The organism is Parvibaculum lavamentivorans DS-1 (genome assembly GCF_000017565.1).
Lineage (GTDB): Bacteria > Pseudomonadota > Alphaproteobacteria > Parvibaculales > Parvibaculaceae > Parvibaculum > Parvibaculum lavamentivorans.
The window spans coordinates 3,465,121-3,489,466 of record NC_009719.1; the positions used below are offsets into that span (position 1 = coordinate 3,465,121).

At 58.9% G+C, this 24,346-nt stretch carries 22 protein-coding genes; 9 read left to right on the top strand and 13 right to left on the bottom strand.

Annotated elements, in window-relative coordinates:
• Positions 1 to 184 precede the first annotated feature (184 nt).
• Entirely contained in the window at positions 185 to 736 is a 552-nt protein-coding gene (locus tag PLAV_RS16500) for an AAA family ATPase (RefSeq protein WP_012112178.1), read from the top strand.
• On the opposite strand, the gene PLAV_RS16505 is transcribed toward PLAV_RS16500, so the two are convergent.
• The gene (locus PLAV_RS16505; protein WP_012112179.1) at positions 731 to 2,251 is read right to left on the bottom strand and encodes an SLC13 family permease; all 1,521 of its coding nucleotides are present in this window, start codon (positions 2,249 to 2,251) and stop codon (positions 731 to 733) included. The genes PLAV_RS16500 and PLAV_RS16505 overlap by 6 nt on opposite strands.
• Positions 2,252 to 2,265: 14 nt before the next feature.
• Positions 2,266 to 3,573: an NADH:flavin oxidoreductase/NADH oxidase family protein gene (locus PLAV_RS16510; protein ID WP_012112180.1), complete on the bottom strand. Its 1,308-nt coding sequence runs from the start codon at positions 3,571 to 3,573 to the stop codon at positions 2,266 to 2,268.
• Positions 3,574 to 3,659: 86 nt separating this feature from the next.
• Here PLAV_RS16510 and gntA point away from each other — a divergent pair, with 86 nt between their 5' ends.
• From gntA to parE, 3 genes are all read left to right on the top strand, one after another.
• Entirely contained in the window at positions 3,660 to 4,364 is a 705-nt protein-coding gene (gene gntA, locus PLAV_RS16515) for a guanitoxin biosynthesis heme-dependent pre-guanitoxin N-hydroxylase GntA (RefSeq protein WP_245545163.1), read from the top strand.
• Positions 4,364 to 4,960 carry a DUF1989 domain-containing protein gene (locus PLAV_RS16520; RefSeq protein WP_041536849.1) on the top strand — a complete coding sequence of 199 codons (597 nt, stop codon included), beginning with the start codon at positions 4,364 to 4,366 and terminating at the stop codon, positions 4,958 to 4,960. The genes gntA and PLAV_RS16520 overlap by 1 nt, the downstream gene beginning before the upstream one ends.
• Before the next feature lie 102 nt (positions 4,961 to 5,062).
• Positions 5,063 to 7,102, top strand: a complete 2,040-nt coding sequence (gene parE / locus PLAV_RS16525; protein WP_012112183.1) for a DNA topoisomerase IV subunit B — start codon at positions 5,063 to 5,065, stop codon at positions 7,100 to 7,102.
• Here the strand turns inward: parE and PLAV_RS16530 are convergent.
• On the bottom strand, positions 7,099 to 8,232 hold the full coding sequence (locus tag PLAV_RS16530) for a sensor histidine kinase (RefSeq protein WP_012112184.1): 1,134 nt from the start codon (positions 8,230 to 8,232) through the stop codon (positions 7,099 to 7,101). The genes parE and PLAV_RS16530 overlap by 4 nt on opposite strands.
• A gap of 348 nt (positions 8,233 to 8,580) precedes the next feature.
• Between PLAV_RS16530 and PLAV_RS16535 the strand changes: the two genes are divergently transcribed.
• Positions 8,581 to 10,095, top strand: a complete 1,515-nt coding sequence (locus tag PLAV_RS16535; protein WP_012112185.1) for a DEAD/DEAH box helicase — start codon at positions 8,581 to 8,583, stop codon at positions 10,093 to 10,095.
• 68 nt (positions 10,096 to 10,163) lie between these two features.
• Here the strand turns inward: PLAV_RS16535 and PLAV_RS16540 are convergent, their stop codons facing one another.
• Complete coding sequence (locus PLAV_RS16540) at positions 10,164 to 11,627, bottom strand: coniferyl aldehyde dehydrogenase (protein ID WP_012112186.1); 1,464 nt, start codon at positions 11,625 to 11,627, stop codon at positions 10,164 to 10,166.
• Positions 11,628 to 11,946: 319 nt separating this feature from the next.
• Here PLAV_RS16540 and PLAV_RS16545 point away from each other — a divergent pair, with 319 nt between their 5' ends.
• The 3 genes from PLAV_RS16545 to PLAV_RS16555 all read left to right on the top strand — a co-directional run bounded on the left by PLAV_RS16545 (position 11,947) and on the right by PLAV_RS16555 (position 14,767).
• On the top strand, positions 11,947 to 13,002 hold the full coding sequence (locus PLAV_RS16545; protein WP_012112187.1) for a GGDEF domain-containing protein: 1,056 nt from the start codon (positions 11,947 to 11,949) through the stop codon (positions 13,000 to 13,002).
• A 145-nt stretch (positions 13,003 to 13,147) separates the two neighbouring features.
• Positions 13,148 to 13,939, top strand: a complete 792-nt coding sequence (locus PLAV_RS16550; RefSeq protein WP_012112188.1) for an enoyl-CoA hydratase-related protein — start codon at positions 13,148 to 13,150, stop codon at positions 13,937 to 13,939.
• A gap of 36 nt (positions 13,940 to 13,975) precedes the next feature.
• Complete coding sequence (locus PLAV_RS16555) at positions 13,976 to 14,767, top strand: enoyl-CoA hydratase/isomerase (protein ID WP_012112189.1); 792 nt, start codon at positions 13,976 to 13,978, stop codon at positions 14,765 to 14,767.
• Between the two features lie 186 nt (positions 14,768 to 14,953).
• Here the strand turns inward: PLAV_RS16555 and PLAV_RS16560 are convergent, their stop codons facing one another.
• The 8 genes from PLAV_RS16560 to PLAV_RS16595 are packed head-to-tail and all read right to left on the bottom strand — an operon-like array spanning position 14,954 to position 22,234.
• Complete coding sequence (locus tag PLAV_RS16560; protein WP_012112190.1) at positions 14,954 to 15,313, bottom strand: HesB/IscA family protein; 360 nt, start codon at positions 15,311 to 15,313, stop codon at positions 14,954 to 14,956.
• Between the two features lie 11 nt (positions 15,314 to 15,324).
• Entirely contained in the window at positions 15,325 to 15,717 is a 393-nt protein-coding gene (locus PLAV_RS16565) for an SUF system Fe-S cluster assembly protein (protein ID WP_012112191.1), read from the bottom strand.
• A gap of 10 nt (positions 15,718 to 15,727) precedes the next feature.
• Entirely contained in the window at positions 15,728 to 16,972 is a 1,245-nt protein-coding gene (locus PLAV_RS16570; protein ID WP_012112192.1) for a cysteine desulfurase, read from the bottom strand.
• Positions 16,969 to 18,282, bottom strand: a complete 1,314-nt coding sequence (sufD, locus tag PLAV_RS16575) for a Fe-S cluster assembly protein SufD (RefSeq protein WP_012112193.1) — start codon at positions 18,280 to 18,282, stop codon at positions 16,969 to 16,971. The genes PLAV_RS16570 and sufD overlap by 4 nt, the downstream gene beginning before the upstream one ends.
• 8 nt (positions 18,283 to 18,290) lie before the next feature.
• Entirely contained in the window at positions 18,291 to 19,040 is a 750-nt protein-coding gene (gene sufC / locus PLAV_RS16580) for a Fe-S cluster assembly ATPase SufC (RefSeq protein ID WP_012112194.1), read from the bottom strand.
• 24 nt (positions 19,041 to 19,064) lie between these two features.
• Positions 19,065 to 20,513, bottom strand: a complete 1,449-nt coding sequence (sufB, locus tag PLAV_RS16585) for a Fe-S cluster assembly protein SufB (protein ID WP_012112195.1) — start codon at positions 20,511 to 20,513, stop codon at positions 19,065 to 19,067.
• A gap of 1 nt (position 20,514) precedes the next feature.
• Complete coding sequence (locus tag PLAV_RS16590) at positions 20,515 to 21,717, bottom strand: cysteine desulfurase family protein (RefSeq protein ID WP_012112196.1); 1,203 nt, start codon at positions 21,715 to 21,717, stop codon at positions 20,515 to 20,517.
• Between the two features lie 37 nt (positions 21,718 to 21,754).
• Positions 21,755 to 22,234, bottom strand: a complete 480-nt coding sequence (locus tag PLAV_RS16595; RefSeq protein ID WP_049767893.1) for an Rrf2 family transcriptional regulator — start codon at positions 22,232 to 22,234, stop codon at positions 21,755 to 21,757.
• Between the two features lie 308 nt (positions 22,235 to 22,542).
• Here PLAV_RS16595 and PLAV_RS16600 point away from each other — a divergent pair, with 308 nt between their 5' ends.
• Positions 22,543 to 23,199: an alpha/beta hydrolase gene (locus PLAV_RS16600; RefSeq protein WP_012112198.1), complete on the top strand. Its 657-nt coding sequence runs from the start codon at positions 22,543 to 22,545 to the stop codon at positions 23,197 to 23,199.
• On the opposite strand, the gene PLAV_RS16605 is transcribed toward PLAV_RS16600, so the two are convergent.
• Complete coding sequence (locus PLAV_RS16605) at positions 23,200 to 24,318, bottom strand: anhydro-N-acetylmuramic acid kinase (RefSeq protein WP_012112199.1); 1,119 nt, start codon at positions 24,316 to 24,318, stop codon at positions 23,200 to 23,202.
• Positions 24,319 to 24,346: the final 28 nt, after the last annotated feature.

Consider the following 24,346-nt stretch of genomic DNA (forward strand, 5'->3'; position numbering starts at 1 on the left):
CAACCCCGCGAGGAACGCCTGACAGGAAACCGGGGCTTCCGTTGAGCGGGGTTGCGCCGTAGGGCTCAGCCCTCTTCCCGGCATTTTCCTTCCTCTTCTTTCTTCACCCTCCCCTTCGCTTTCATTCGGCAGCGCAAGCCGGTTACTTGCGTGCATCATCTTGCATGGTTCTCAGGAGTCCGCATTGAAGACCTATAGGCCTAACTTCTTTGTCGTCACTGGCGGCCCGGGCGCCGGCAAGACGAGCCTGATAAATGCGCTTGCCGATTACGGCCACCTCCATGTCGAAGAGGCCGGGCGCAGGATCATCCGTGAACAGAAGCTGTCAGGCGGCAACGCGACGCATGATGGCGACAGGGTCGCCTATCGCGAGCTGATGTTCGAGCATGCAATCGAGAGCTATCGGAGGATGACTACCGAGACGAGTGTCGTCTTCTTCGACCGGGGGTTTCCGGATCTCGCCGGTTACAGCCGCCTGATCGGGGAGAGCGTGCCACCGGATATCGAGCGCGCGATTGCACTTCAGCGGTACAACAACCTGGTCTTCATCGCACCTCCATGGAAGGATATCTATGCGGCCGACACCGAGCGGCGGCAGGATTTTGCCGAGGGCGTCACCACACACGATGCGATCCGCGATGCCTACCAGCAGGCGGGTTACGAGCTAATCGAATTGCCTAAAGCAAGTATCGAGAGCCGTGTGGATTTCGTGCTTGCGCGAGCAAATACGCTATGACGCCCCAGCCGGGCTGCGCGCCCAGTCCGGCAACACGCCCGGTTCGATTTCGAAGACGAGCGGGCCAATGACATAGACCATTCCGACAATCAGAAGCACGAAGGCGACGTTGAGCCACCAGCCCGCTTTGGCCATTTGCGGCAGGGTGATCCGGCCGCTTCCGAAGACGATGGCGTTGGGCGGCGTGCCGACCGGCATCATGAAAGAACAATTGGCTGCCATGGCGGCCGGAACGAGAAGGAGCAGCGGGTTCTGGCCGATAAAGATGGCGACCGCCGCGATGACGGGCAGGAAGGTTGCGGCCGTTGCCGTGTTGCTGGTGAGTTCGGTCAGCATCAGGATCATGCCGCAGATGAGCGCAACCAGAAGCAGGGTCGGCATTCCGCCTGCACCATCGAACAGGGTGCCGAGATATGCCGCGACACCATGCGCCTCTATGCCTGCGGCGAGGCTGAGGCCGCCGCCGAAGAGCAGGAAGACATCCCAAGGCGCACGTTTGGCGGTCTGCCAGTCCATCAGGAAGACACCCTTGCGCGCATCAACCGGCGTGAGGAACAGCAGGAGGCCGCCGAGAAGCGCGATGCCTGTGTCCGACACGAAGGGCAACACCTGCGCTATCAGAGGCTGCGTAACCCAGCCGAGGGCCGTCAGCGAGAAGATGATGGCGACGGCGATTTCGGGGCGCGTGATAGAGCCGATCTTCGCGCGTTCGGAGGCGATTATGCCTGCCGCGCCAGGCAGGTCGAGGGACGACAGCTTGAAGATCACCCGCGTCAGCAGGAACCAGGCGAGCGGCACGCCGACGATGACCACGGGCACGCCGACAAGCATCCATTGTCCGAAGCCGATGTGAAAGCCGTAGGTCTGGCTGAGGAAGGCCGCGAGAAGCGCGTTCGGCGGCGTACCTATCAGCGTGCCCAGACCGCCGATGGTTGCGCTGTAAGCAACGGCAAGAAGCAGAACCATGGAAAAGACAGCGGCGGCCGCCTTGGCTTTTTCCTCCCGGGCCTGCGCGTCCACGAGTCCGATGACCGAAAGCGCGATGGGCAACATCATCAACGCCGTTGCCGTGTTGCTGACCCACATGCTGAGAAACGCTGCCGCAACCATGAAACCGGCGACTATGTGCGTCGGCTTCGTTCCCATGAAGGCAATCAGGCCAAGCGCGATCCGCCGATGCAGGTTCCAGCGCTCCATCGCCAGTGCGAGGAGAAAGCCGCCGAAGAAGAGATAGATGATCGGATGGGCATAGGGCGCGGCGGCGGCACGAATGTCGACGATGCCCATGAGCGGGAACAGGATCATCGGCAGGAGCGACGTCGCCGGAATGGGGATCGGTTCCGAAATCCACCAGACGGCCATCAAGGCGGCTACACCGGCTGTGTGCCAGCCGAGCTGGCTCAAGCCCTCAGGGGCGGGAACGACAAAGGTCGTCAGAAGCAGGGCCGGGCCGAGCAGCCACCCAACGATCTGTCGGCGGCCGAAGCCAACTTTATGCCCTTCCACGCTCTCCATCGGATCAACCCGTGTTACTGGCGCTGAAGCGCGGCGGCGGTCTTTGCCTCATTCTTCGCGTAGTTCCTGAAAGCGGAGAAGACGCCCATCTTGGGGTCGGGGTCCTTGCCCTCCCCCATGCGCAGAAGCTGCAGGCAGAACCAGCCCTGCTGTCCCCAGCCATTCATCGCCTTGACGAGATTGAACCGGCTGTGCGGACCCAGAATGCCCGGACCGATGCGGAGCGTCTTTTCATAGGCGGGTGTTGCCTGTGCGGCGCCGGAGAGAAGCATGGCGGGAATGGCCGGGTCGACGCAGAGGGGGCGCGCGAGGCCGACGACGTCGATAGTGCCGGATTTCAAGGCAGCGTTCATGCCTGCCAGCGTCCTGAAGCCACCGGTGACCATCAGCGGCATCGTTACCGCGGCGCGGATGTCTTTCGCATATTCGAGGAAGTAGGCCTCGCGCGCTATCGTGCTTTCCTTGCGCGTTTCGGATTTCTCCGGATGAAGCGTCATATCGTCGAGGCCTACCAGGCGCGGCTGCTCATAGGTGCCGCCGGAAATTTCCAGCAAGTCGAGACCCTCGGCGTTGAGCCATGCCGCAACCCGGATCGCATCTTCATGGCTGAAGCCGCCGCGCTGGAAGTCGGCGGAATTGAGTTTCACGGAGATGGGGAAGTCGGCGCCGACAGCGGCGCGTATCGCACGCACTACCTCCAGCAGAAGGCGTGCACGATTTTCCAGACTGCCACCCCATTCATCGGTGCGGACATTCACATCAGGTGAGAGGAATTCGGAAATCAGGTAGCCATGCGCGCCATGCACCTGAATGCCGGTGAAGCCGGTGTCGCGGGCGACAGTGGCCGCGAATGCGAAGCGGCGGATAACATTTTCGATTTCAGCGCCCGTCATCGCGCGCGGCGTTCCAAACTGTCCGCCCGGCATCGCGAGTGGCGTTGCAGAGGGCGCAAGCGGCTCCTTGTTGACGGATGCGGGCGTCTGGCGTCCTGCATGCGAAATCTGCATCCAGAGATGCGTATCGTTCACCGTTCCCGCTTTCGCATAATTGCGAAGCGCCGCGATGGCCTCATTCGATTGCGGACCGTCAATGGCCACATTGCCGGGGCGCTCCATGCAGCGCCGGTCGATCTGCACATTGCCGGTGAGAAGCATTCCGGCGCCGCCCTCCGCCCAGCGGCGGTAGAGCCGGGCGTGTCCCTCGGTCGCGCGGTTCAGGGAGTCGCCCAGCCCCTCGGTCATGGCTCCCTTGGCGATCCGGTTCTTCAGCGTGGCGCCGCAAGGCAGCGTCAGCGGCGACGAGATATCGACATTATCAAACATGGGGTTCCCATAAGCCTGCCAGGTTTTTTGCGACTTTGACACAAGCCGGGCGCGGCGCCAACGGAACCCTTCCGGGGAGGTGTCCGTTGTATGGCCACGAGACAATTCTCGATCTCACAATTTTTGGTGATGCCATGACGCAAGGCAAACATAGCCTCTGCGAGGAGTTTCGCGCCTTCGTTCGACAAACCGAGTTCCCCTGTGTGGGGGCGAAATCCGCCTTGTCCCGGGATCAGCTGGTGCTGATGACGGCGGCGGACATAAGGTGCCCCGCAGACGACCGGAAAATTGTCGACGGGATATATGCTTTTCTGCGTGAACATGAAGCGCGGCCCCGCCTTTTCACGAGCTTCGCCGTGGTCTTTCAGGGGCCGCAAGATCTTGGCGAGATGCAATTTGAACAGCATCTCTGGGAGCGGTTAAGTGCGCTGCACAAGCTTGACGCTGAAGATTTTGCGTGGAGCGACGAGGTGAGCGCCGATCCGAACTCTCCCGACTTCGGCTTCAGCCTTGGAGGACATGCGTTTTTTATTGTCGGCCTGCACCCGGGTTCCAGCCGGACCGCGAGACGGCTTCCGCATCCGGCAATCGTGTTCAACCTGCACGAACAGTTTCAAAATCTCCGCCAGAACGGGCAATATAATCGCATTAAGGAAACCATCATTCATCGCGATGCAAAACTGGATGGAGCGCCGAACCCCATGATCGCCGAACACGGCACTGTGAGCGAAGCGCGGCAATATAGCGGGCGTCCCGTCAGCGGGCGTTGGCGCTGCCCCTTTGCGCGCTGATGAGCGAGATAAAGCGCATACCGCCCCGGTCTGGCGTAGCATTCGTATTGCCACGGGGAGCGCGTCTCAAGGTGACGGATCCACAGGGAGAACAGGTGGCCGACCTCGTTGCCTACAACAGGGATGACACCGGCGAGGTGTTGTCGAACGGGCGGACACTCGATTACCTGAGCAAGATTTATCTGACAGCCGGCGACCCCGTCTATTCCAACCGCAGCCGCATCATGTTCGAGATCGTGGAAGACAAGGTCGGACGGCACGACTTCCTGCTGACGCCCTGCTCCGCCGACACATTCCGCATCATCTATGGGGATAAAAATCCTCACCGCGGCTGCTTCGGCAATCTCGCAGAGGCGCTCGCTCCCTATGGGATCGGGCCGGACCGGATACCGACGGCTTTCAATATATTCATGAATGTGCCCATCGATTCCGAAACCGGCGTGCTGAAAGTCGAGCCGCCGCTGAGCCGCGCGGGCGATTATCTCGTGATCGAGGCGAAAATGGACATCATCGTCGGGCTTACGGCCTGTTCCGCGGAACAGTCCAACAACTATGCCTTCAAGCCAATCGACTACGAGATTACCGAAGCCGATTAAGCTGGCCTCACGGCAGCTGGAATGGCAAAAGTCGCAAGATTGGCGCAGCCTCTTCCGCGCCCTACAATCGCGATTGATTCTCCCACATAAAGTTTCGAGCCCATGGCCGCCCGCAAGACGAGCAAATCCGACGATACAGACGACCTTTTTGCCGCCGCTCCGAAGGCGGCAAAACCTGCGAGAGCTCCGAAAGGGGCGCCGCGGGACGATGGCACCTATTCCGCGAAGGATATCGAGGTTCTGGAGGGGCTTGAGCCCGTGCGGCGGCGGCCGGGCATGTATATCGGCGGCACCGACGAGAAGGCATTGCATCACCTTTTCGCGGAAGTGCTCGACAACTCCATGGACGAGGCCGTTGCCGGCCATGCCAACTGGATTGAAGTCACGGTGTCGGAGGATGGAAGCCTGACCGTCGCGGATAACGGTCGCGGTATTCCCGTGGACCCGCATCCGAAGTTCAAGAACAAGTCGGCGCTGGAAGTCATTCTCACGACACTCCACTCCGGCGGGAAGTTCGGCGGCAAGGCCTATGAGACATCGGGCGGCCTGCACGGCGTCGGTGTATCGGTGGTGAACGCGCTGTCGGACCGTTTCGAGGTCGAGGTCGCACGCGACCAGACACTTTACACGCAGAGCTACGCTCGCGGCGTACCAACAACCAAGCTCACGGACAAGGGGCGCACTCAGAACCGCCGCGGAACGAAAATTACGTTCCATCCGGATGCCGACATCTTCGGCAAAGGCGCGCATTTCATTCCCAAGCGTCTCTACAAGATGGCACGTTCCAAAGCCTATCTTTTCGGCGGCGTCGAAATCCGCTGGAACTGCGCGCCATCGCTCATCGGCGAGAAGGACGATACGCCGGTAAATGATGTGCTGCATTTCCCGGGCGGTCTCGTCGATTACCTCAAGGCATCGATCAACGGCTACGACACGGTAACGGCGGAACCCTTTACCGGAAAAGTCTCGCGGGCGGGAAGCCATGGCTCGGTGGAATGGGCAATCGCCTGGTTTGGCGGCGGTGACGGATTTCTCAACTCCTATTGCAACACCGTGCCCACGGCTGAGGGCGGTACACACGAAGCGGGACTGCGCGCGGCACTGACCAAAGGCCTGAAGGCCTATGCAGATATGGTGGGCAACAAGAAGGCGGCACAGATACAAGCCGAAGATGTTCTCGGGACAGCCGGCGCCATGCTTTCAGTGTTCATTCGCGAACCCGAATTCCAGGGGCAGACGAAGGAAAAACTGGCGAGCGCGGAAGCGCAGCGTTTGGTCGAGCGGGCCATCGGCGACCATTTCGACCATTGGCTTACAGCCGCACCTCAACAGGCAAACAAGCTGCTCGACTGGGTGATCGATCGCGCCGACGACCGGCTTCGCCGGCGGCAAGAGAAGGACGTGGCACGCAAGAGCGCAACGCGGAAACTGCGCCTGCCGGGCAAGCTTGCCGATTGCAGTCAGTCGGCTGCTGACGGATCGGAGATATTTCTCGTCGAAGGTGACAGCGCCGGCGGCTCGGCAAAGCAGGCGCGCGACCGCGCAAGCCAGGCGATCCTGCCTCTACGGGGCAAGATATTGAACGTGGCAAGCGCAAGCGGAGCGAAACTCGCGCAGAGCCAGCAGATTTCCGACCTCATTCAGGCGCTAGGCGTCCGCACGGGATCGCATTACCGGCAGGCCGACCTCCGCTATGACAAGGTCATCATCATGACCGACGCCGACGTGGACGGAGCACACATAGCCTCGCTTCTTATTACATTCTTCTATCGCGAGCTTCCGGAGCTTATTCGAGAGGGACATCTCTATATGGCGGTGCCGCCGCTCTACAAGCTGACGCAAGGCGGCAAGACCCTCTATGCTCGTGACGATGCGCACAAGGACGAACTGCTCAAGGCGGAGTTTTCCGGTCGCGGCAAGGTTGAGATCAGCCGCTTCAAAGGGCTTGGCGAAATGATGCCCGCTCAGTTGAAGGAGACGACCATGGCGCGCGGCAAGCGAACGCTGATGCGAGTGGTTGTTCCCGAAGCTGAAGCGAAAGAGACGAGCGGTGCCATCGAGCGGTTGATGGGAAACAAACCGGAGCTCCGTTTCCAGTTCATCCAAGAGCATGCGGCTTTCGCTCACGATCTCGACATCTAGCCGGTTTGCCGCGCACCAGCCAAAGGTACTGCTTTCTCCGAAGTTCGCAAAACGCGGCCGGAGGGGAAGACGAGCGTAACTGTTGTGCCCTTGCCCACCATGCTGCGCACCATTAGCCGGCCGCCATGCATATCCATCATCGCCTTGGCCAGCGGCAGCCCCAAGCCCGTACCGGGGTGTTTGCGCGACAAGGCGCTGCCGGATTGTCCGAAAGGTGTCAATGCCACCTTCACTTCGTCCGGCGACATACCAATGCCGGTATCCGATATCGAGACTACAAGATTGCCGTTCGGTCGATGTTCAGCAGCGACAGTTACCGAACCTCCGCGTTCCGTGAACTTGATTGCATTCGAAAGAACGTTGATGAGGACCTGCCTCACCATACGCTCAACCCCTACCAGATAAGCCGATGTTTCGGCGGCTGCCGTGGAGAGACTTATCTCCTGACGCTCCGCAAGAGAACGCACCATACGCTCGGCACAATCGATCGCCGACCGAACCGAGAACTCGGCCTCCTGCTCCATCGTTCCGTGACCGGCGTCGATTTTGGCGAGATCGAGTATGTCATTGATAATAGAAAGAAGGTGAATGCCGCTCTCGTTTATATCCTTCGCATAGTCCTGGTAACGGGAATTGCCAACCGACCCAAAACGCTGAAATCGAATTATGTCGGAAAAGCCAATGATGGCATTGAGCGGCGTACGCAGCTCATGGCTCATATTCGCCAGAAAATTCGATTTGGCCTCATTGGCACGCTCGGCATTGTCAAAGGCCCATGCCAGACGTTCTGTCATCTTGCGCAGCGTACGGCGCGACGTTTTCAGTTCACGGATGATGAACTGCGAATAGATAATGATTGGAAACCCGACAAGTATCGTAACGATCACCGTCGAGATCACAATCTGGCCCGTGAAATCGATAAGACCAATTCGGCTCAGTATCCAATTTAAGCCCAGGGCCATAATTACGGCAGCAGCCGTCAGGAGCGCGCTCGTCGTCCATGCAGAAAGCCGCCCGAGGAGGCGATCGACGGCAGACAGCACTCCGCCTCGCCGTTGCCCCTTCCCGGCTGCCCCAAAGGCCTCCGCCAGCGCGCCGCGTTCAGTTTTGGATGCGTGCTCGTAGGTCATGTTGAAAGGACCTTGCCGTCCCTTGTTGTTTCCGAAGAGTGCACGACAAGCATTAACTTTCGGAAAACCGCTGCCCCTCTCGCGGCCAAGAGTGCTTCCTTCGCCATATGCGGGCTTTTTGGGCCATAAACCGCCTCCTCCTCCCGGCCCCGGCGCCGTCGCAACGGCCGTTCAGTTGACAATTTGTCGATAATCCCTATGTTCCGCGCATACTTGCGGATCGGCGCGACCGCGGAACAACGCGCCAAGAGCTGCTCCCCCTCCCGATCCGTCGCGGAGGTTCCCGTCCACGGCCCTGAAAGTGGGCCACCCGCGGGCAGCACATCAACGGTGTATAGGGCTTCCTGAATGACATTTGACGAACTCGGCCTCGCGCCAGAGGTATTGAAAGCTGTATCCGAAACCGGATACACGGAACCGACGCCTATCCAGGCGCAGGCAATTCCACATGTTCTGGCGGGGCGCGACGTGCTGGGCATCGCCCAGACCGGTACGGGCAAAACGGCTTCCTTCACGCTTCCGATGATCGACAAGCTGTCGCGCGGACGTGCGAGGGCACGGATGCCCCGGTCACTGATCCTCGAGCCGACGCGCGAACTAGCCGCGCAGGTCGCCGAAAATTTCGAAACCTACGGCAAGTATAACAAGCTCTCGATGGCCCTTCTTATTGGTGGGGTCTCCTTCGGTGACCAGGAAAAGAAGCTGGATCGCGGGGTAGACGTCCTCATCGCAACACCAGGCCGCCTCCTCGACCATTGCAATCGTGGCAAGGTACTGCTGACGGGGGTGCAAATTCTCGTGATTGATGAAGCTGACCGCATGCTGGATATGGGGTTCATTCCCGATATTGAGGAAATCTGCAAAAAGCTTCCCTTCACGCGCCAGACACTCTTCTTTTCTGCAACGATGCCGCCTGAAATCCAGCGGCTGACCGACACGTTCCTGCACAATCCCGAACGGATCGAAGTGGCGAGAGCGTCCTCCACCAGCGCAAACATCAAGCAAGTGCTGCTGAAGACGACGCGGGATGGAAAACGCGACGTGCTTCAACGGATGATCGAGGAAGACAACGTCAAGAACGCAATCATTTTCTGCAATCGCAAGCGCGACGTTTCGGTGCTGGAACGGGCGCTCTCGAAAAGCGGGCTTTCAGCTGGCGCAATCCATGGCGATCTCGATCAGTCGACGCGAACCCGGACGCTGGACGGCTTCCGCAACGGCACAATTCGCCTTCTGGTCGCAAGCGATGTAGCCGCACGCGGCCTGGACATTCCCGATGTCAGCCATGTGTTCAACTACGACGTACCAAGCCATGCGGAGGATTATGTACACCGCATAGGGCGGACTGGACGCGCCGGCAAGAGCGGCACTGCCGTGACACTTTCGACGCGTGAAGACGGCAAGTATCTTGCTGCGATCGAAAAGCTGATCGGCAACCCAATCCCTTCAGGCGACGTGGACGTTCCTGCGGCACCGGCAGAAGCCGACGCTTCGCCAGCAGTGGCGGCGGAAGCAAGCACCGAGATGTCCGTCGACGAGCCCAAGGAAGAGAAGAGAAGCCGGGGGCGCCGCGGTGGGCGCGGACGCAAGGACAAGGCGGACTCTGTCGAGACGGTAAACGCCGCCGCCCCAGCCGAACCCGCTGTCGTGCAAAGCGCTGAGCGGGCACGCCCGGAGCCGGCCAAGGCCGAGGAAAGGCCGGCGCGGCGCGAACGCGGCGGACGAGATCGCGACCGCGACGACGATCGCCCGGTTGTCGGACTTGGCGACCATGTACCGGCCTTCATATTGCGGGCGGTAAAGCTGCCCAAGAAGAGCAAGGATACGGAAGAAGAAATGGAAACCGAGGCGGAAGACGCCTGATCCCTGAGTTTATCGAAATAAAAAAGGCGGCTCTGAGAGCCGCCTTTTTTGATGTCTTCATCAGACCGTCACTTCTTGATTTGCGAAGCAAGCATCTTGCGCGTCTTGGCGCCGTAGGGCGGGCGGAACATCTCCGCAACCATCTTTGCCCTTGACTGCTTGTAGACCGCCTTTGCGTGGCTGAAGGTCCGGAAACCATCGAGACCATGATAGGCGCCCATACCGGACGGACCGACACCGCCGAAAGGCAGATCTTCCATTGAGACATGCATGATCACGTCATTGAGCGTGACGCCGCCGGATGTGGTCCGGTCGAGCACCGTACGCTCTTCTTTTTCATCGTCGCCGAAATAGTAGAGGCCGAGCGGTCGTGCGTGAGCATTCACGTATCCCAGCACGTCGTTAATTTCCTTATACGTCTTGATCGGCAAGAGCGGTCCGAAGATTTCGTCCTGCATGATTTTCATGTCATCGGTCGGGTTCAGCACAAGCGTAGGCGGAATCTTGTGCGCCTGCTGCTGGCTGAAATCCTCATTCGCGGGATTGATCTCGACGATCCGGGCTCCCTTACCCCTCGCATCCTCGATCAGGCCGTTGAGCCGATCGTAGTGACGTTGGTTGATGATCGAGGTGTAGTCGGGGTTGTCTTTCATCGTTGGCAGCATCTTGGTGACCGATTTGGTCGCCTCGGTTACGAACTCGTCCACCTTACCTTCGGGAACGAAGACATAGTCCGGCGCCAGACAAATCTGACCCGCATTGAGCGTCTTGCCGTTCATGACCCGCGCCGCCGCGTCATCCATTTTCGCGGATTTTGAGATAATGACCGGCGACTTGCCGCCGAGTTCAAGCGTCAACGGCACGAGATTTTCGGCAGCAGCACGCATGACGTGATAAGCGATCGAGGTGGCACCGGTAAAAAGAAGGTGGTCGAAGGGTTGGCGGCTGAACGCTTCACCCACGGCCGGCCCACCAGTAACCACTGCGACTTCAGTCTCGTCATAGGCTTCGCGCAGCATGCGCGCCATGAGCTCGGATGTGGCGGGCGTGAACTCGGACGGCTTGATCATGGCGCGGTTGCCGGCGGCAAAAACGCCTGCCAGAGGCGTCCAGGTCAGGTTTACCGGAAAGTTCCAGGGGCTGATGATGCCTACCGTGCCGAGCGGCTGATATTCAACCCGCGCTTTTGCGCCTAGCAGACCGAGCGGGAACTGGACTTTCCGTTTCTCCGGCTTCATCCACTGACGCAGATGTTTTTTCGCATGCTTCAGCGGTCCGATGGACCCCATCACGTCCGTCAGCAGGGTCTGCTCATGGCTTCGATGGCCGAAGTCGGATGCCAGGGCCTCAACGATTTCCTTCTGGTTGTCGACGATGAGCGCGATGGCGCGGTCGATCCAGTCGATGCGGCGTTCGGCGCTCGCCGGACCCTCACTGATGTGCGCGGCCTTCTGTCTGTCGAGAATAGCCCGAATGGAGGCCGAGATCGTCGCCGAATCGGATTCGTGGGTCGTCTGCTCCGCCAAGCTCATTAGTTCCTCCTGATGCACAGCGGGCGCTGAATGCCGCTGCCTGATTTTCTTTCGTTTCGGTCTCTCGCCGCAGCCCGGCCACCCGCTATGGGCGCTTCTGAAGTTCGAAGATTTTGCCAGATTATACAAAAAAAGCGGGCTTGAGAGCCCCCTACGAGGTCGTAGGACCACGCTTTCCGTAGAAATGCTCGTAGAGTTTCGATTGACAAAAAATGGCTATTTTCCGCGACAATTTACGCCTAGGTAACTCAATTCCCCTAGTTTCTACGGCACGGACATAGGGCGCCCAAGGGGTGCCGCGGCGGGGGTTTCTTTCGAGATGCAAAGCGAGGACTTGGAATTTGCTTCGGAATGGAGTGCTACGGCGCTCCAGTTGATGGCGGCTCACGGTATCCCGCCGTCTCCCGAAAATTATTCCATCTGGTTCCGCTATGTCTCCGGCAAGCTACCGGAATTGAACAAGGAAATCGACGCCTGCATTGAGAGTGGCCATACCATCGACATCGAGGTAACCGCTGCGCTGCAAGACCGGTTCTTTTCCGACGGCAAACTCGCTGATGTGACGCTCAGTACCGGTGCCAAACTCAATACCGAAGTCAATCAGATCCTAAAAATCATCGAGGAGACAGTCGGCAACTCTACCGCTCTCGGCACCACCGTGCGCGAGGCGAGCGAAGGGCTGACCAACCAGTCGACACCGAACGACGTTCGTCGCGCGGTCGAGGCCATTGTTACTGCCTCGCGGAAAATGGAAGATCGTAGCGTCGAACTCGAAGAGCACCTGCAGGCTACAAAAAAAGAACTCGATGAATTGCAGCAGAACCTCGAGAAAGCTCATACGGAGGCACGAACCGACGGCTTGACCGGCGTCAACAATCGAAAGGCTTTCGACGAGGCGCTAGCCCGCGCGATGGCGGCGGCTTCAACAAGCAATGCCCCTTTGTGCCTCGCTATCGGCGATATCGACCATTTCAAAAAGTTCAACGACACGTTCGGGCATCGGACTGGCGACCAGGTTCTGCGGCTCGTAGCGAACTGCTTGAAGACAGGCGCTTTGGAGCAGCATTTTGTTGCCCGCTACGGCGGTGAAGAGTTTGCCGTCATCATGCCTGCTACCGATATCGCAACGGCCGAAGCCATTTCCAACAAAATTCGCGAGACGGTGCAGGCCAGGGAACTCGTGAAGCGCTCGACGGGAGAGTCTCTCGGCCGCGTTACCATGTCGATGGGTATTGCACTCCTGAGGGATACCGACAGCGCCGCTTCACTGATCGAACGAGCGGACGGTTGCCTTTACGATGCCAAACACGCTGGCCGGAATCGGATCATCACCGAATGTCACGGCTTGGAAATGTCACACGCCAAAGCCAGCTAGCGCCCACCGGCCTGCTCCTCCAACACAACATCCGACCTTTGACGTAACGGAACGCTGGACCGCCTAGCACCCGTACGCGCGCGGCCTTTCGCGGAGGACGGAGCATGACTATGCTTGCCCGAAACAACTTTGGGACGAGCGTCAAATGGAAACAATCACTCTGGAAACGAAGAATGGCATTGCCCTTCTTACACTCAATCGTCCGGAAGTTCTGAACAGCATCGATACGGCGCTCATAGCGGACATGCGCACAGCCGTCGCGCAGGTTGAGAAAGATCCTGAAGCGCGCGTCCTTTTGATTACCGGCGCAGGGCGCGGTTTCTGCGCGGGCGCCGACCTGGCCGCTCAGGGACAGCGCATAGAAGGCATGTCTGTTGGCCAGGGTGTAGCCCATGGCATGACCATTGGCTTCAATCCGATGATGCGCGAGATTTACGCCCTATCCAAACCAATCATCGCGGCTGTAAACGGTGTGGCCGCGGGTGGCGGCGTAGGCCTTGCGCTCGTCGCAGATATTGTGATCGCCGCAAAAAGCGCCTCATTCGTTCAGGTATTCGGACCACGGCTGGGTCTCATCCCCGACCTTGGTTGCACATGGCACCTTCCGAGGCTGGTCGGCCGAGCCCGGGCGCTCGCACTGGCCTTGATGGGCGACAAGTTACCCGCAGAGACGGCCGCAGAATGGGGCCTCATCTGGAAGTGCGTAGATGACAATTCTCTCATGAGTGAAGCAAATGCGGTCGCAGCGAAGCTTGCAAACGGCCCCACCAACGCCTTTGCGGAAATACGCAAGGCGGTGGACACGGCGACAGGGAACAGCTTTTCCGAACAGCTCGACTACGAACGCGACGTGCAAGGTACGCTAGGCGATCACCCTAACTTCATGGAAGGCGTCAAGGCATTCCTGACCAAGCGAGAACCTGAATTCAAAGCCTGAAACAAATTTGCATATCCAGGAGGCAAGGAGAAGATAATGGACTTCGAACGGGTCAAACTTGATGTCGACGGTAATGTAGGCACGCTGACACTCAACCACCCCGAGGTGATGAACGCAGTATCGCCGGAAATGCTGGGCGGTCTTATGCGAGCGCTCGATGCAGTGGAAGACGCCGCAAATGGTGTCCGCTGCCTTATCATGACAGGCGAGGGTCGCGGTTTTTGCACCGGCGCCAATCTTCAAGGACGGGGCGATAATTCCGGCGCCCGGCCAGATGCCGGGTCGGCCCTTGAAACGATGTATCATCCGTTCCTGCGCCGACTGCGTAACCTGAAGATGCCGTTCGTAACCGCCGTTAATGGTCCTGCGGCAGGCGTGGGCATGAGCTTCGCGTTGATGGGCGATCTCGTGCTTTGCGCGCGCTCTTCTTATTTTCTGCAGGCTTTCCGGCGCATTGGTCTGGTGCCCGATGGCGGCTCAACATGGATACTACCCCGGCTCGTCGGCAAAGCCCGCGCAATGGAGCTGTCGCTGCTTGGCGAAAAGCTGCCGGCGGAGACCGCGCTTCAATGGGGTCTCGTCAATCGAGTTTATGATGACGAAAAGTTGCTGGAAGAGGCGAAAGCTCTTGCGGCTCACCTTGCCAGTGGACCAACCAAGACACTGGGCATGATCCGTCAGCTCTATTGGGAGAGCACGGACAATACTTACGAAGAGCAGCTGAATCTCGAGCGGCAGCTTCAGCGGACCGCCGGCTATGGCGAAGATTTCAAGGAGGGAGTGCGTGCTTTCCTCGAGAAGCGCCCCGCCCAATTCAAAGGAAACTGACCTCAGCCGACGATACAACTCGCAAGGAGCGCGAGAAACATCACGGCAATGAACAGCAGAACATAAGGCATGGCCGCGCGCTTCAGACTCTGGGGCGCGCGGTTTTGTTACGCGCGGGCTCGGGTTTCCTCACAGGCCCCATTTCCTCAGCTTTGAAATCCTTGTGCTCGTCGCTGACTGCCATGATTAGAGGGTGGCGGGAGTGATGGAAACGCTCTCGCCGCAGCCGCAGGCATCTGTCTGGTTAGGGTTGTTGAAACGAAAGCCCGCCGAAAACTTCTCTTCGCTATAGTCCATCTCGGTACCAAGCAGGAACAGAATAGCTTTCGGGTCGATCAGAATTTTCACGTCCCGGTCTTCCACCACCTCGTCGAGCGGCTTCACGTCTTCGGCATATTCCATCGTGTATTCCATGCCGGCGCAGCCCCCGTTCTTTACGCCGATCCTCACGCCGATATATTTTCCGGAGGAAGCGGCCATGATCTCCTTCATGCGCGCCGCCGCGATTTCTGTAAGCGTTATCGCCTTTGGTGTGGGTCTCGCCATATCGAGCACCTCTAATACATATTGAGCGCGACGCGCGCTTCGTCCGACATACGGCTCGGATCCCAAGGAGGATCGAACGTCATGTTGACCCGCACATCCGCAATGCCTTCAACCGTTCTCACTGCATCCTCAACCATGATCGGCATTGTGCCAGCCACAGGGCAGCCTGGCGCCGTCAATGTCATGTCGACCACGACATCGCGATCATCGGAAATATCCACTTTGTAGATGAGACCAAGCTCATAGATATCAACCGGAATTTCCGGATCGTAGACGGTCTTCAACGCGGCGATAATGTCGTCGGTGAGTTGCGCAATCTCCTCCGGCGGAATGGCGGACGTGTTTGGCGACCCTTCGTCCGGCGCCAGCTCTTCCGTTGCGATTGTGTTCGCGTCCTCGGACATACCGCGATCCTTACCCAAAGAACTTCTTGCTGTCGATGAGCGCCTCTGCCAGGCGGTCCACCTCTTCCAGCGTATTGTACATGGCGAAAGACGCTCGCGTTGTAGCGCCGACACCGAAACGCTCCATGACAGGTTGCGCGCAATGATGGCCGGCTCGCACAGCCACTCCCGCCCTGTCTATCACCGTCGCGATGTCGTGCGGGTGTGCATTTTCCATCACGAAAGAGATGATACTGCCTTTCGATTTCGTCGTGCCGATGATCCGGAGACTGTTTATTTCAGAAAGGCGGCGTGTCGCATAATCCCGGAGTTGCACCTCATGGGCTGCGATATTGTCGCGCCCAACAGATTCAATATAGGAAAGCGCAGCGCCGAGCCCAATAGCCTGGACGATGGCGGGCGTACCCGCTTCGAAGCGGTGCGGCGGCGCGGCATAAGTAATATTCTCCAGACCGACCTCCCGGATCATCTCGCCGCCACCGCGGTAAGGCCGCATCGTCTTCAGGTGCTCGATCTTGCCATAGAGAAGACCTATGCCTGTCGGACCATAGAGTTTGTGGCCCGAGCAGACGAGAAAATCGCAATCAAGTTCGCGAACGTCGGTCGGCATATGGACAACGCCTTGGCAACCGTCGACGAGAACAGGCACGCCGTGTTCGTGTGCGATCCGGATCATCTCCTTGATCGGCGTTATTGTTCCGAGCGCGTTCGACATCTGGGTCAGCGCAACCATCTTTGTGCGAGGGCTGAAGAGTTGTTCGTAAGCCTCGACGTCGAGATCCCCCTCATCCATCACCGGCACGTATTTCAATACCGCACCGTGACGTTCACGGAGAAAATGCCAAGGAACGATGTTCGAATGATGCTCAAGGACCGAGAGGATGATTTCATCGCCTGGCTTTATTCCCGCTTCCACAAACGAGGAAGCAACGAGGTTGATCGCATCTGTTGCCCCAGATGTGAAGACAACCTCATCCGTCGACGCTGCATTGAGAAAGCTTCGCGCTGTCTCGCGCGCCTGTTCGAATTTTTCAGTCGCGGCGTTGGACAGGTAGTGCATGCCCCGATGCACATTCGAATACTCATGTGAATACGCATCCGTTACCGCATCGATCACCGATTGCGGCTTCTGGGCGGACGCGGCATTGTCGAGATAGACGAGCGGCTTGCCGTAAACTTTCTGCGAAAGGATCGGGAAATCAGCACGAATTCTTTCTACATCGTAGGTTTCGGGCTTGAGAACGGGGCTGTTCATACCTGCGCCTCCGCAGCAAACCATTCGGCAGTGAGCGACTTGAGCGCATCTCGTGCCGCTTCGTGTGGCACGAGGTCGAGCGATTCATCGAGAAAAGCCGAGATCAGAAGCTGGCGAGCCTGAAGCTCCGGTATGCCGCGCGAACGCAGATAGAAAATGGCATCCCGGGAGAGTTCGCCAACAGTGGAGCCGTGCGCGCATTGCACATCATCCGCGTAGATTTCAAGCTCTGGCTTGGCGTTCATCGCAGCATCGCGCGACAAGAGCAGCGCCTGCGTCATCTGCCTGCCATCCGTTTTCTGCGCATGTGGCCGCACGATGACCTTGCCTTGAAAAACACCTTCCGAAGAGCCGTCCAGCACGCCCTTGAAGAGAGTGTGGCTGGTGCAGCCAGGCACGGCATGATCGATCACACAGAATTGGTCAGAATGTTGCTTGTCTTTGAGCGCGTAGGCCCCGTTCACATGGGCTTTCGCGCCCTCGCCAGCGAAACGTACAAAGTTCTGACCGCGCGAGACGCCGCAGCCCAGTGTCAACGTGAAGCTCGCGAAATAGGCGTTTGCTTCAAGGCTTGTGCGCATCGTCGCCAGATGAACGGCGCCCGGTGCCTCATCCTGAAGTTTCAGATGGTCGAGCCGCGCGCATTCCGCTAGCGCTATATCCGTCACGATATCGGAAAAACCGGCAGCAGATCCGATATGCGTTTCGAAAATCGTCGCTTCCGCTTCCTTCTCAAGCAGAATGAGGTTTCGCGCATGGGATGCACCTGCATCCGCCGTGACAAACAGCAAATGAAGCGGCTTGTCGAGCTTCACGCCACTTCGAATCCGCAAGCAGGTACCGTCGCTCATCAACGCTGTATTGAGATCGACCACTCCTTCAGCTTGGCGTGCATCGTCGAGACGGCGTTCGACAAGATCCTTTGCCCATTGCTCAGGAACAGCGTCGGCAAGTGGACGCAACTCAACACCCTTCGGCAATCGCGCTGTATTCGAGAGGTCCGCACGATAGCTGCCATTTACGAAAACGACCGTATATCGGTCGATCGCTGCGAATGCGGCGGCCGCTCCGCCCTCCGGCAGAATGACCGCGCCCTCATGCGCGGGGGCAGATGCGAATGCGGCCTTATCGAGCACCTGCCGAAGATCGGTATACTTCCATTCCTCAAGGCGACGATGCGGGAGCCCTGCTTCCATGAAAGCTTTCAGCGCCGTCTCGCGTCGGCGCGAAAGCCAGCCTCCGGCGCCGGGCAGCACCTCATGCGTCCGGTTGTAGGTCTCGACAAAATTTTGCGTCGCGGTTTCAGTCATATCTCTGCTCACGCGGCGTCCGCGCCGTAAGCGGCATAGCCGGACTTCTCGAGTTCGAGTGCCAGATCCTTGCCGCCCGTTTTCACAATGCGGCCCTTCGACAGTACGTGCACCACGTCAGGCACGATGTAATCCAGAAGGCGCTGGTAATGTGTAATCACAACCATCGCCCGATCGGATGCGCGAAGAGAGTTGACGCCATCCGCAACAGTCTTCAATGCGTCGATATCGAGTCCGGAATCAGTTTCATCAAGCACTGCGAGTGCGGGTTCAAGCAGCGACATCTGCAAAATCTCTGCACGCTTCTTTTCACCACCCGAATAACCGACGTTCAACGCACGTTTCAGCATGTCGTCGGAAACGTTGAGCGGCTTCGCCTTTTCGCGCACGAGTTTCAGAAAACGAACGGCATCGAGTTCGTCCTCTCCCCGGGCCTTGCGCTGCGCATTGAGCGCGGTCTTGAGAAAAGTCATGGTGGTGACGCCAGGGATTTCAAGCGGATACTGGAAGGCCAGGAAAATTCCAGCGGCAGCCCGTTCATCGACACTCATTTCCAGAAGATCGCGCCCCTTGAAGCGGATCGATCCTTCTGTCACCTCATAGCCATCACGTCCCGCAAGAACATAAGAGAGCGTAGATTTCCCGGAGCCATTTGGCCCCATGATGGCATGCACCTCACCTGCAGGAACGTTGAGATCGATTCCTTTCAGAATCTCTTTCCCATCCACCTTCACATGCAGGTTCTTGATCTCAAGCATACTCGTTTCTCTCACATTCAAGCGTCAGCCGACGCTTCCTTCAAGACTGATGCCGACAAGCTTTTGCGCTTCTACGGCAAATTCCATCGGCAATTGCTGCAGCACATCGCGGCAGAAGCCATTGACGATCAGAGCCACGGCTTCCTCTTCGCCGATACCGCGCTGCATGCAATAGAAAAGCTGATCGTCACTGATCTTCGACGTGGTCGCTTCATGTTCGAGAAGGGCAGTCGGGTTCTTCGTCTCGATGTAGGGGACCGTGTGCGCCGAACAACGATCTCCGATCAGCAGGCTGTCACACTGCGTAAAGTTCCGGACATCTTCTGCCTTGCGATGGACGCTGACGAGACCCCGATAGGTGTTCGAGGAGTGACCTGCGGCAATACCCTTCGAAATGATACGGCTTGTCGTATTGCGGCCGAGATGGATCATCTTCGTGCCGCTGTCGACCTGCTGACGGCCGTTGGAAATAGCAATCGAATAGAACTCGCCGCGCGAATTGTCGCCGCGCAGGATGCAGCTCGGGTACTTCCATGTGATGGCCGACCCCGTCTCGACCTGCGTCCACGAAATCTTCGAGTTTGTGCCACGGCAATCGCCGCGCTTCGTCACGAAGTTGTAGACACCGCCCTTCCCTTCCTCATCGCCGGGAAACCAGTTCTGCACCGTAGAGTACTTGATCTCCGCGTCGTCATGGGCGACGAGTTCGACAACAGCAGCGTGAAGCTGGTTCTCGTCGCGCTGAGGTGCCGTGCAACCTTCGAGGTAGCTCACATATGAGCCTTTGTCGGCGATGATAAGTGTGCGCTCAAACTGGCCCGTCTGCTTTTCGTTGATGCGAAAATAGGTCGACAATTCCATTGGGCAGCGAACGCCCTCAGGAATGTAGACGAACGAGCCTTCAGAAAAGACGGCAGAGTTGAGCGTTGCGTAGAAGTTGTCCGAGATAGGCACGACCGACCCCAGATACTTTTTCACGAGCTCGGGGTGTTTTTGCACCGCCTCCGACATTGGACAGAAAATGACACCAACTTCGGCGAGCTTCTCCTTGAAGGTCGTCACCACCGACACACTGTCGAAAACTGCATCCACAGCGATGCCGGCGAGCATCTTCTGCTCGGTAAGCGGAATGCCGAGCTTTGCATAGGTTTCGAGAAGCTTCGGATCGACTTGATCGAGGCTGTCGAGCTTCGCCATCTGCTTCGGTGCGGAATAATAGTACGCATCCTGAAAGTCGATCGGCGGATAGGTCACTTTCGCCCAGGTCGGCTCGGTCATGGTGAGCCAGCGACGGAAAGCCGCAAGACGCCATTCGAGCAACCATTCCGGCTCGTTCTTCTTCGCGGAAATGTAACGAACCGTGTCCTCCGTCAGCCCCAGAGGCGCTTTCTCAGATTCGATGTCGGTGAAGAAGCCGTACTTGTACTTCTCCACTTCACCCACGGTTTCGACGGTTTCCCGTACGGCAGCCATATCAACTCTCCACAGCCGCCAGGCGGGACGTGGCCCTGCCGGCGGTTACATTCACATTCACAAGAGCGTCCGTCTTCGCGCAGACGCGTGTATAGACGCGAATCCAGCTTTGAACGAAGCGGTCTGTGTCTGCCGGTTCGCTGGACCAGCCAAGACTGACGCGGATGGCGCCACTCGAAAGATCGGGATCGACGCCCATTGCTTCAAGCACACGCGGGCGACCTATCTTTCCAGACGAACAGGCAGCCCCCGCGCTGACCGCAATTCCATCAAGGTCCAGCGCCATCAACAATGTTTCGGCATCAAGACCAGGAGCGGCGACACAACTGGTATTAGGCAGGCGATCTACATTCTGGCCGGGGAATACGGCGTCCGGTGCGATCTCCGCAATTTGGGCTTCCATCCGATCTCGCAACCGCGCCAGCTGCGCAAACGTCTGAAGTTCCGCCTGTGCTATGCGGGCAGCCGCGCCAAAGCCTGCAATTCCGGAAATATTCTCGCTGCCGGCGCGTCGGCGCCTCTCCTGGCCGCCGCCTACAGCTAGCGCGGCGAAAGGCAAATCTTCTCGGACGACCAATGCCCCCACACCCATCGGCGCACCGATCTTGTGTCCGCCCAGCATCAACATATCCGCGCCGAGCGCACTAACATCCACGGCTATTTTGCCGGCAGCCTGAACGGCATCGCACAAGAAGACGGCACCCGTACTCTTGGCGAGCCTCGACACTTCGGCGATGGGCTGCACGACACCGGTTTCATTATTCGCGAGCATCACCGCAACCAGCGTCCGCTTGTCTGACGCTGCAAGGAGATCTCCGAGAGCCGCCAGATCAATCTGCCCGTCCTGATCGACCGGTGCGATTTCAACAGGCAATCCGCAGGCCTCGGCCGAGGCGAGGACGGCATCGTGCTCTATCGCCGAAACAATCAACCGTTCGACACCTTGGGCGGCTTTGGCGGCATGAAAGGCCAGGCGCGCCGCTTCCGTACCACCGCTTGTAAAAATCACCTCGGCAGGTCTTGCTCCGACCAGCGCAGCGACCTCTGCTCTTGCGCCCTCTACTAACGCTCGGACCGCCCTGCCTTCCATGTGGACTGAAGAGGGATTGCCGATGGCATCAAGCGCGCGCAAAACAGCCGCCCGCGCTTCGGGGCGCAGGGGCGTTGTCGCGTTGTGGTCCATATAGGCGCGCTTCATCGTCATCGCCTTCAGCATTCCTGCGAAACAAACCCTATGGGCATCAATCAGCGGCGTTGGCTGCTATGCCGTTCGTGTGCCCGCGGCGCGCGTCGAAAGCGGATTTTCCCGCAATCCGGCCATCAATCACGTCACCCAGCGATACAGATCCCAGATAAAGCTGGATCTGATGGCTCAGCCCTTCCCACAAATCGTGGGTGATGCAGCGGCCGGATGACGGCATGCAGCCCTTGGGTGAGCCGAGATCGCAGCGGGTAGCCTTGATAGGCTCATCAACGGCGAGGATCACATCGGAGATGCGGATACTGTCAGCTTCACGAGACAGGAGATATCCGCCCCCCGGGCCACGCACGCTTTTCACCAGGTCGCCCCGACGGAGCTTGGCAAAAAGCTGCTCCAGATAAGAGAGGGAAATTTCCTGACGATCGGCTATTTCGGCAAGCGCAACCGGACTGCCGCTGGAGTGGCGCGCCAGATCGGCCATCGCCATTACCGCATAGCGTCCCTTGGTGGTGAGCTTCACGGCCAACTCCTTCATGAGAACGGCAAAAGGCGGTCAAAAGCTTGCACAACCGGCCATTGCCTGTGTTAAGAACGTGCGCCTCGGCACCGGCGGTCCCGCTCCCCACGTGAAGAAGGGGAGAAACCACGCCAACGCCAAAGCAGTGGAGCTAGGGCTAGAATTTCCGAGCGCCACAGTCAACTACTTAGCATCTTGCGGCAGATTTTCCAGAGGAATTGGCGGGTTGTAGAGAATATTTCTCCTATACCAACGGTAGGAGATAGGCCAGAGCGCCCCCGGAAACCTCACAGATTGAGACAGATCCAAACATGCCCGAAGTGATTTTCAATGGTCCTGCCGGCCGTATCGAGGGCCGCTACCACCACAGCAAGAAAGCCAACTCGCCGGTCGCCCTCGTCCTGCATCCGCATCCGCAGTTCGGCGGCACCATGAACAATCCGGTCACCTATGCCTTGTTTCAGGCCTTCGTGAACCGGGGTTTTTCGGTCTTGCGCTTCAATTTCCGCGGCGTGGGGCGCAGCCAGGGCGGTTTCGATTCCGGGATCGGCGAGCTGTCGGACGCGGCGGCGGCGCTCGACTGGCTGCAGTCGCAGAATCCTGACGCATCGCAGTGCTGGATCGGCGGGTTCTCCTTCGGCGCGTGGATTGCCATGCAGGTGCTGATGCGGCGCCCCGAAATCGAGGGCTTCATCTCGGTGGCCCCACCCGCCAACATGTATGACTTCTCGTTCCTTGCTCCCTGCCCGTCTTCCGGCACCATTATCAATGGTGGAACAGACCAGGTCGCACCACAGGCGGACGTGCTGAAGCTTGTGGAGAGATTGAAGACCCAGAAGGGCATTACCATCGAGCATGCGTCGGTGGAGGGCGCCAACCACTTCTTCGAAAACCAGCTGGAGCCGCTGGCAGCCATGGTGGGTGCCTACCTCGACAAGCGCCTTGCAGCAGCGCCCGAGAAGTCCTGATTATACTTGCGGCTCTGGCTCTCCCGCCCTGTGAAGCCGTCCGCCGCGCGTCGGTTCAGGCACGCCTGTCGTGGTCGGCAAGCTGAGCGGTAGGCCGCGCAGCGACCGGACGGCGAGATAGGCAAACGCCTCTGCCTCGACATCGTCTCCCCGCCAGCCGAGGTCTTCAGCCGGCAATACGCCACCCTGAAGCCTTCTACTCAGCATGGACATCATCACGGGATTATGCCGCCCTCCCCCGCAAACGATGAAGCGCGAAGGCACCCCTGGCACATGGGCAAGGCCGCGTGCAATTGCCTCGACGGTGAAGGCGGTGAGCGTTGCAGCACCATCGGGTGGAAGCAGATGCCTTACCGCATCCGGCGAAAAGGAGAAGCGGTCCAGCGACTTCGGCGGAGGTGCGTCGAAGAAAGCATGCTCCATCAGCGCTTCGAGAGCATCCATGTCGACCTCGCCGGCCGAGGCGAGCGAGCCGTCCCGGTCCAACGGCTCACCGGTGTGCATGAGAGCCCAGTCGTCAATCAAAGCGTTACCCGGGCCCGTGTCGAAGGCAAGTAACGTCCCGTCGGTCCCCACGTAGGTGATATTGCCGACGCCGCCGATATTGATGAGGGCAACTGGCTCCTTGACGCCCGCGCTTCTGACCAATGCCTGGTGATAGAGCGGCACGAGCGGCGCGCCTTGCCCGCCCGCCGCGACGTCCGCACTGCGGAAATCGTTTATCACGTCGATACCGGTCAATCGCGCCAGGACCTCGCCAAGGCCTATCTGAACCGTGCGGCGCCGTTCCGGCTGATGAAGCACGGTTTGACCGTGGAAGCCGATCACGGAAACATCCGCAGGCTTCAACCCCGCCTCATTCAGAAGAGACCGGACCGCCAGCGCGTTTGCGAGCGTCAGATGGCGCTCCGCCTCGGCAATCTCTTCCGGCATCGGGTCTTCGGGTTCCCAGCTCTTCGCTGCCTCCAGAGCCAGGCTGAGCAAAAGTCGCTCTTCCGGCTTGTAAGGCACCGCGAGCGAGGGGCCTGAGCGCACGGCACCTTCGCCGTCTGTCTCGACGATGGCTGCGTCGATCCCGTCGAGCGAGGTGCCGCTCATCAGTCCCAGAGCACGAATCATGGCGGTTTGTCCGTTTTTCCCCTGCTGA

Excerpts from the sequence above, each read along its gene's own strand:
- PLAV_RS16505 (WP_012112179.1), bottom strand. The coding sequence starts at position 2,251 with ATGGAGAGCGTGGAAGGGCATAAAGTTGGCTTCGGCCGCCGACAGATC.
- PLAV_RS16510 (WP_012112180.1), bottom strand. The coding sequence starts at position 3,573 with ATGTTTGATAATGTCGATATCTCGTCGCCGCTGACGCTGCCTTGCGGC.
- PLAV_RS16520 (WP_041536849.1), top strand. The coding sequence starts at position 4,364 with ATGAGCGAGATAAAGCGCATACCGCCCCGGTCTGGCGTAGCATTCGTA.
- parE (WP_012112183.1), top strand. The coding sequence starts at position 5,063 with ATGGCCGCCCGCAAGACGAGCAAATCCGACGATACAGACGACCTTTTT.
- PLAV_RS16530 (WP_012112184.1), bottom strand. The coding sequence starts at position 8,232 with ATGACCTACGAGCACGCATCCAAAACTGAACGCGGCGCGCTGGCGGAG.
- PLAV_RS16535 (WP_012112185.1), top strand. The coding sequence starts at position 8,581 with ATGACATTTGACGAACTCGGCCTCGCGCCAGAGGTATTGAAAGCTGTA.
- PLAV_RS16540 (WP_012112186.1), bottom strand. The coding sequence starts at position 11,627 with ATGAGCTTGGCGGAGCAGACGACCCACGAATCCGATTCGGCGACGATC.
- PLAV_RS16545 (WP_012112187.1), top strand. The coding sequence starts at position 11,947 with ATGCAAAGCGAGGACTTGGAATTTGCTTCGGAATGGAGTGCTACGGCG.
- PLAV_RS16550 (WP_012112188.1), top strand. The coding sequence starts at position 13,148 with ATGGAAACAATCACTCTGGAAACGAAGAATGGCATTGCCCTTCTTACA.
- PLAV_RS16555 (WP_012112189.1), top strand. The coding sequence starts at position 13,976 with ATGGACTTCGAACGGGTCAAACTTGATGTCGACGGTAATGTAGGCACG.
- PLAV_RS16560 (WP_012112190.1), bottom strand. The coding sequence starts at position 15,313 with ATGGCGAGACCCACACCAAAGGCGATAACGCTTACAGAAATCGCGGCG.
- PLAV_RS16565 (WP_012112191.1), bottom strand. The coding sequence starts at position 15,717 with ATGTCCGAGGACGCGAACACAATCGCAACGGAAGAGCTGGCGCCGGAC.
- PLAV_RS16570 (WP_012112192.1), bottom strand. The coding sequence starts at position 16,972 with ATGAACAGCCCCGTTCTCAAGCCCGAAACCTACGATGTAGAAAGAATT.
- sufD (WP_012112193.1), bottom strand. The coding sequence starts at position 18,282 with ATGACTGAAACCGCGACGCAAAATTTTGTCGAGACCTACAACCGGACG.
- sufC (WP_012112194.1), bottom strand. The coding sequence starts at position 19,040 with ATGCTTGAGATCAAGAACCTGCATGTGAAGGTGGATGGGAAAGAGATT.
- sufB (WP_012112195.1), bottom strand. The coding sequence starts at position 20,513 with ATGGCTGCCGTACGGGAAACCGTCGAAACCGTGGGTGAAGTGGAGAAG.
- PLAV_RS16590 (WP_012112196.1), bottom strand. The coding sequence starts at position 21,717 with ATGACGATGAAGCGCGCCTATATGGACCACAACGCGACAACGCCCCTG.
- PLAV_RS16600 (WP_012112198.1), top strand. The coding sequence starts at position 22,543 with ATGCCCGAAGTGATTTTCAATGGTCCTGCCGGCCGTATCGAGGGCCGC.
- PLAV_RS16605 (WP_012112199.1), bottom strand. The coding sequence starts at position 24,318 with ATGATTCGTGCTCTGGGACTGATGAGCGGCACCTCGCTCGACGGGATC.